This is a genomic window from Deinococcus frigens DSM 12807, assembly GCF_000701425.1.
GTDB classification, from domain to species: Bacteria; Deinococcota; Deinococci; order Deinococcales; family Deinococcaceae; genus Deinococcus; species Deinococcus frigens.
Genome location: NZ_JNIW01000101.1, coordinates 1 through 6,619, shown reverse-complemented (window position 1 = coordinate 6,619; position 6,619 = coordinate 1). Strand labels below are relative to the sequence as shown.

Below are 6,619 nucleotides of genomic sequence, written 5' to 3'. Positions count from 1 at the left end.
TGAGCGTTGCCAGGGCAACGCTCGGCCAGTGCCGCGTGGCGAACGTCTTTGGCTCCAATCAAGGCCAGGACGAGCAAGGCGAGCAGTTCCACCTGATTCTTGCGGTATTGGGGGAAGTGGGAAACGAAGCACAGACTGAACGATTTCAGGGCAACGGGAGACGCGCTCTATTTTCGCGTATTGGACGACGGATTTCAAGCCCCCTCGAAAAGTGTCGGGTACTGAGGGAACCAATCTAATGCAAGCCTTGACTCCACTATGCGAGGTGCAACTCCTGGGTGTGAGCCACATAAAGCAGAAAAGCACGTCCTGGACGTGCTTATTCAGTCTATACACACATGGCAACCCTCAGGGACTCCCCACAGAGGGTTCACAGGGGAAGCCGGGGTCGCTCGCTCCGTCGGTCAGTCCCAGACGCTCCCTGACTGCGATCGCTGTGCCCAAATCTCTCCCGGAGAACCGCGCCCCCTGGGCAAAGCAGCCAGGCCATCACAGATGGCTGAGTGCGAAGGCGGCGAGGAAACCACAGGTGGTGGCCAGGCCGATCATGGCCCCGCCTTCCTCGTAGGCCTCAGGCAGCATGGTGGACGACAACATGGTCAGGATGGCCCCGGCAGCAAAGGCCTGAATCCCGGCAGTCAGGTTGACGTCTGCGCCGCGCAGGGCCGCGTAGCCCAGTCCAGAGGCCGCCGCGCTGAGGAGCGCGATGGCCGTCCACATCAGGAGAATCCGGGCGGGCCGATGTCCGGCCCGCTTGAGGCCGACACTCGCGCTCAGACTCTCGGGAATGTTGCTCAGGAACACAGCCGCCAGAAAGACCCAGCTCAGTTTCCCACCGGCGAGGAGGCCCACCCCGATGGCGATGGATTCCGGGATGCCGTCCATCAGGGTCCCCAGCACGATGGCGGAGGCCTGTCCATCCTGTTGCTGCCCGGTGCTGCGCTTGCGGTGTTTTCCTCCGGCGCGGTTGACCGCGAGGTCGCCCAGGAAGAAGGCGAGCGCGCCGAGCAGCAGACCGATGGAGACCGCGTCGAGCCCGCCCTGACCAAAGGCCTCGTCCATCAGTTCGAAGGCCACACTGCTGACCAGCACGCCAGCTCCAAGGGCCATGATCAGCGCGACCCAGGTCTTGTTCAGTGGGGCGTAGAGGCCCAGAAGCGCGCCGAGCATCAGGGAAGACCCACCCGCCAAGCCCCAGAGGGTAGCTGTCCACATGGCCCGATTATCGCACCTGGGAAGCTTCCGGCCAGGGCCGGACGAACCGTCGCTCGGGGCAGGTGACTTCCTCTGGACGTCACGGTCCCGGATGGCCCATACGGCGGCGAGGTTGAACTGAAGAATGGGCCGCGCGAGACGCGGACGCTGGGCCGCTTTGGCCGTGGAGACCGAAGCGTTCATGCCGTGTCCTCCGGGTTGATGGTGGGGGAGGCGGTGATCACCGAGGGCGAAGAGCGGTGGAATGAGAAATCCTTTTTCAAGATTGGTGTTGCACCAGTTTGGTCTGGCGCAGTTCGCAGCGCGAACTGCTGTGGGGCTGGACCGCTGGATTCTGCTGGTCTTCCTGGCCTGGACGTTGGCGATCCTTCACTGGCACGGGGGAATGACCCTGGAGGAATGTGCGTTTCCGGTGCTGCTCCACCTGCATCTCAGCCGACTCCTGCACCTGTTTTCGAAAAGTCCTGAATTCCTGCACCAGCACGGCTATTCGCTCCACCATGCAAGGTGCAACTCCTGAGGAATACGCACAGACGGCTGTCACTCAATCCATATCTGTCTCAGATGAGTCAGACAAAATTTCGCCAGGTTAAGCCCTCCGAGGGGTGATGTTGCCCTTTGAAGTCACAGACCCAGAAGTTCGTGATCTGAAAACAGGGGATGAAGCCCGGTTCTGGCCTTGCGTTCCCGGTGTTCGAGCATCATGTGGGCGGCCTGCGAGGGCAACACCAGCAGGTTCTCGGCGCGGCAATCGTGCCGGTTGCCATTCTTGTGGTGAACGACTTCGCCCGGCGTGAGGGGACGGCCCATCTGCCGGGCCGCTTCCTGCCGGTGAACGTATTCCATGCGTCCGGTTTCGGGGTTGATGCGGCGCGGATACCAGCGCCGCCTTTGCTGGAGCAGACGGTAATGCGAGGCGTAGACGTGCAGGAGCAGCGGCCCGAAACAGGCCCGCTTTGCCCGCAGGACATCCGTGAAGTCTCCTGGGAGAAGTTTCATGGCTTATCATTCACCCAGCCGGTGAGCTGGCTGCCTGAAACCGTTAGGTTGTAGGACTTTCCGGCGATCACATGCAAGGTGTAGGGCAGAGCTGGTTCAATGCTGACGGGCATAGCCTGGGTGCCGTTCGCCAGGGGTTTCAAGACGCCAAGTTGCGTCACCCCCATCGCCAGCCCGGAGGCCGTCTCAGGGGTGGACAGCACCCCACCCTTCAGAGTGAAAGGGAAAGGAACGCGCATGACCCGCAGGCCGCCCGCGCCAAAGGTCACGTCCGGGCTGATGTCGAGGTTGCGCTGGATTTCCACCACCGCCGCGTCGAGCGGTAGGTTGGGGAAGATCGTCGCCAGATTTCCAGGGGGCGTGACCTGCACGACCAGCTTGCCGCTGTCGCAGGAGGCGGTGACGGCACCAACTTTGAGCCGGGTCTTGCTCAGCACCTGCTGGGCCACAGCCTTCTCGTCCTCCGTGTCGCCCCAGACGTACTGCGGCATGTTGAGGTGCCGGAACCTGAGCGTACCGTCTTTGTTCACATTGCACGCGAATTCAGCGACGACCAGACGGGCGTCTTTGAGAAACTCCGGTGCGAGGGTCAGCCAGGTCAGGAGCTTGAAGCCCTGCTGAGGATTGGCTGACAGGGTAAACTGAGTGTCAGCCAGCTTCACCGCGCTGCTGATGGACAGCAGACTGAAAAGAATCAGCATGAAGGGGCGCATACTTCAGCTTACATTGAACTTTTCCCCTGTCGAGACGTTTGCCCAGAGCCAAGGCCAATGAAAAGCCCCGCCAGCGGCGGGGTCAGGCAGATATGCATTGGTCGGCGGTGGACTTAGTACTGACTCCGTTTCCCGGAGATGTACAGCACGGGGAGCAAGGTGAACAGCAGCAGCGTGGCCTGATCCAACTCTTCGTTGACGATGTGCAGCTTGGGAGAGCAGCCCATCGCGGCCACCACCAGCGACATCAGAATGAACGCGAAGGTCAGCGCCCTCACCAGACGCAACAGGCGCGGATCGGCCTGTTGCATGGCACTCAGCACATGACGGACGGGATGCAGCGGCGCGGCAGGAACCATCAACATTGCAAACTCCTTTGCTCCGGTGGCCGAGAGGTCCGGGAGCCATTTGGATGTGAAGCCTCCGGCCTAGGGTAGCGTGCATGTGACAGGAGGGTCTTGGTCCAAAGTACCTGAAATCGAGTGAAGATGTTTGGTTCGGTGTGGGCCACTGTGATGGCCTGGCACGGTTTTCTTCTCCCATCTTGTGTTGATTTTCTGTGCAGCGGCGACCACCCTCCCCGACACCTTTAGTCCTGCTCGACTTCCTCGCCAGATTCCTTACCGATGACGCGGAGCAGGGGGAGCTGCGCCAGCTTGAAGGGGATATCGTTCATTGATCTGGCATTGACCAGCAGCGGGTCGTGGTTGCCCTCAAGGACAACTGCGTGAATCCCCGCAATTTTGGGAAAGTTTTCTTGCAGGCTGGTCACGATCTGCCGGACGGCCCGCAGGGTCAGAGACGCCCGTCCGATGACCACTGTGACCTTGTGGTACTTGCGGACGAGGAGCAAATTGTCGCGTCCCCGCTTGGCGTAGCCATCGGACAGGGTGACCTTGTACCCCTCCTGTTCATATTGACGGGCCACAGTGCGCAAGATCAGCGCCCCGAGAACGACACTTTTGGCGGGAATGTAGTTGTAGCGCATGGAATACCCGTAAGGCCTCAAGCCAATGCCTGTAAGCACGTAAACATCGAATCCCACGAACCTCTTGCGCGTGATCACCTTGGCCCGGACCAGATCAAGCACCACTGGGTTGGGGTAGGTGGCCCTGATCTCCTGTGTCAGGGCCGGTCCCCAGGTGTAGAGGTTCTGAATTAACGTCTCGCGGCTGCCTTCCGCTGATCCCTTTCCGTTCACTGGCTATACCCGGGCCGAGGTCTGTTCCAAGAAAGGCGAGGCGGAAGAGTGCATCCGGCACATAGTAGCGCACACGCCTGACACGGCAATTTCAATGATTGGATGGTCACACAGGCCGGTTGCTAGCACGCATCGACACCAACCATGATGAGGTGGGGAGACTGGGCGCTGGACCGCGCAAAAAGTTTCAGGGTCAGTCCTCACACGTCAGCGGGCTTCTCGGAGGTGAAGCTCTCGCGGGTAATCCGGGTCACCGGCAGGTTGATCACGGCGAAGGGAAGATCATCAACGCGCGTGGCGCTCAGGAGGCGGGGGTTTTGATCGGTTCCCAGCACCACGGTGATCACTTCATCGACCTCCAGCGTTTCGGTCAGGGTGCTGACAATCTCCCCAACAGATTTCATGGTGATGGAGGACCGCCCAATTAAGATGGTGAGCCGCCCGTCGCGCCGCAGCAGCAGCAGATTGTCGCGTTTGCGGCTGCTGTACCTGTCGTAAAGTTCCACCACGTAACCTTGCTCGGTGTAGTGACGCGCCATAGCCCGGATCACCAGAGCGCCGAGCACCACCGTTTTCGCTGGGACGTGGTTATAGCGCATGGCATATCCGTAGGGCCGCAAACCGACACCCGACAGCACATACACCTCAAAGCCAGTGAACCGCTTCTGGACCATCATTTTGTTTTGGACCAGCGCCTTGATCGTCGGGGATGGGAAGCGTGACCGAATGTCTTGAACAAGAGCAGGTCCCCAGGTGTACAGCTCATGCACAAGGTCGTCTTTCGTCTTGCCGGTGAACATTTCTGACAGAGTAAGCCCCACGGTATGTCAGCGTACCCTTTGATACGGCGGATGCCCCCATCGGTAGAGGGCCGCCGCGCGGCCCAGATGTAAAAGGTGCTTGCAGGTGTCAATTCCGACTCCGGGTATTATGTAATAAACATAGCGTCAACAATCGGCCAACCTCCTGCTGAAATTGCTTAATATTCTCGTGACGCTCTATTTGACTTCTGCGAAGAGGCGTCCCCGGACCAGATTTCGCTGGCGGGCATTCTCTATAATGGGGGGAATATGAAGTTCTTTTTCTGTCTGTTGAGTGTGTTGATGATTTCCGGCAACGTCGGCTGGGCCGCCGCGTCTCCTTGGGATTGTCAGGGTCCCTGTGTGGACGCCGTGCAGATCCACCGGGCATGATTGTTCTTGGAGACCACAATTTCAGGGAGTGTACTCAGAGTGGCTTCTGGGTCATCGACTTTTGGTCTCCAAGCTGCGCGCCCTGCCGGGTGGTGACGCCCATCCTTGAGGAGTTGTCGCAGGGTCTGCCTGAAATTCAGTTTGGCTCTGTTGACGCCACCACTGCGCTCCAGTCCCGCTTTGCGTTTCAAATTAGTGGCTTCCCAACTGTGGTGTTGCTGAAAGACGGGCGTCCAGTGGACTTAATTTTCGGACCCCATCCGGCAAGGGTTTACCGCAGCCGCATTGCGGCTGCGAGTGCTGCGAAGCCTTGAAATGACGATTCCGATTGTTGAACCGAGCCTTCAGCATGACCAGCTCTATGATCCATGTGCCTGGCTTGACTGGGTGGCTGAACAAAAAAGACTGGGCGTCCCGCTAAAAGAACGTGCAGCTCAACTTTCATTCTGGGACTCTCCTATCGCCCATCTGAGAAGGGCAGATTTGCTGGAGGGCGCAGGGCACATAGACGAGGCCCTGCCCCACCTGCGGCTGTGTTTGAGGTCAACCCGGCCTGCCCTCCGCGCCCACGCCCTGGCCATCCTGATTTTCAGTGAACGGCATTCAAGGACTACGGAAGCGGTTCGCACCATGGATCAGATTCGTCCAGCCGTTGCCACATTGGAAAAACACCTTCGATTGGTTGAAGTTGTCGAGTCGCAAGACGATTTCGATGCGGAGACGCAGATCATTCTCAAATACAATCTCTGCCACCTTTACACTGACGGAGGAGATTACGAAACGGCACTGCTTCACGCGGGCGAAGCCATTTATCTCAGCCTGCCATTGCAAACGCCACGCCTCACTGTGGCCATCCGCATGAGTTACGCTGGCGCGGCCCTGCTGCTGGGTCAACTTCAAACTGCCCGTCAGGTGTATCAGAGTGTGATTGACACCCTGACGGCCTGACACAAAGTATGAGAAAGCGTCCCCGGTAGGGGACACTTTCTACCTGTGACAACCGAAAATGCTACCGGGGACGCCCCCCGACTCTACCAAGCCGTCTTCTCCCATATCCAGAGTGGATTGTGGAACGACATCCGCAACGCTCACACGCTGGCCTGGATGGTCACGGGCCTGCTGCTCTCCCAGCGCAGTTCCATTCCCGCGTGGCTCCCTTACATCCACTCCCGTGCCACGTTCGCGCAAAGCAGTGAACGCCGAGTTCGCCGGTGGCTGGAGAATCCAGCCATCGACCCCACCAGCATCTACGGTCCACTCGTCACCCGTGCCCTGCGCGACTGGGGGGATCAGACCCT

At 59.5% G+C, this 6,619-nt stretch carries 8 protein-coding genes and 1 pseudogene; 3 read left to right on the top strand and 6 right to left on the bottom strand.

The window, feature by feature from the left end:
- Positions 1-489: 489 nt before the first annotated feature.
- From Q322_RS0119170 to Q322_RS21330, 6 genes are all read right to left on the bottom strand, one after another.
- Positions 490-1,170 carry a ZIP family metal transporter gene (locus Q322_RS0119170; RefSeq protein ID WP_245593324.1) on the bottom strand — a complete coding sequence of 227 codons (681 nt, stop codon included), beginning with the start codon at positions 1,168-1,170 and terminating at the stop codon, positions 490-492.
- A 669-nt stretch (positions 1,171-1,839) separates the two neighbouring features.
- The gene (locus Q322_RS24705; protein WP_034419330.1) at positions 1,840-2,214 is read right to left on the bottom strand and encodes an HNH endonuclease; all 375 of its coding nucleotides are present in this window, start codon (positions 2,212-2,214) and stop codon (positions 1,840-1,842) included.
- Complete coding sequence (locus tag Q322_RS0119155) at positions 2,211-2,915, bottom strand: hypothetical protein (RefSeq protein WP_156953174.1); 705 nt, start codon at positions 2,913-2,915, stop codon at positions 2,211-2,213. Before Q322_RS0119155 ends, Q322_RS24705 begins: the two co-directional genes overlap by 4 nt.
- A 125-nt stretch (positions 2,916-3,040) precedes the next feature.
- Positions 3,041-3,292 carry a hypothetical protein gene (locus Q322_RS0119150; RefSeq protein ID WP_029479458.1) on the bottom strand — a complete coding sequence of 84 codons (252 nt, stop codon included), beginning with the start codon at positions 3,290-3,292 and terminating at the stop codon, positions 3,041-3,043.
- A gap of 224 nt (positions 3,293-3,516) precedes the next feature.
- A complete protein-coding gene (locus tag Q322_RS0119145) occupies positions 3,517-4,128 on the bottom strand; it encodes a hypothetical protein (RefSeq protein WP_029479457.1) in 612 nt (203 codons plus the stop codon).
- Positions 4,129-4,328: 200 nt separating this feature from the next.
- Positions 4,329-4,928 carry a hypothetical protein gene (locus Q322_RS21330; protein WP_034419329.1) on the bottom strand — a complete coding sequence of 200 codons (600 nt, stop codon included), beginning with the start codon at positions 4,926-4,928 and terminating at the stop codon, positions 4,329-4,331.
- Positions 4,929-5,317: 389 nt separating this feature from the next.
- Between Q322_RS21330 and Q322_RS25025 the strand changes: the two genes are divergently transcribed.
- The 3 genes and pseudogenes from Q322_RS25025 to Q322_RS0119130 form a co-directional block, all read left to right on the top strand.
- Entirely contained in the window at positions 5,318-5,635 is a 318-nt protein-coding gene (locus Q322_RS25025) for a thioredoxin family protein (protein WP_084148101.1), read from the top strand.
- A 1-nt stretch (position 5,636) separates the two neighbouring features.
- Positions 5,637-6,269: a hypothetical protein gene (locus Q322_RS21325; protein ID WP_156953173.1), complete on the top strand. Its 633-nt coding sequence runs from the start codon at positions 5,637-5,639 to the stop codon at positions 6,267-6,269.
- Positions 6,270-6,314: 45 nt separating this feature from the next.
- Positions 6,315-6,619 (top strand): annotated as a pseudogene (locus Q322_RS0119130) (transposase); the annotation flags it as partial.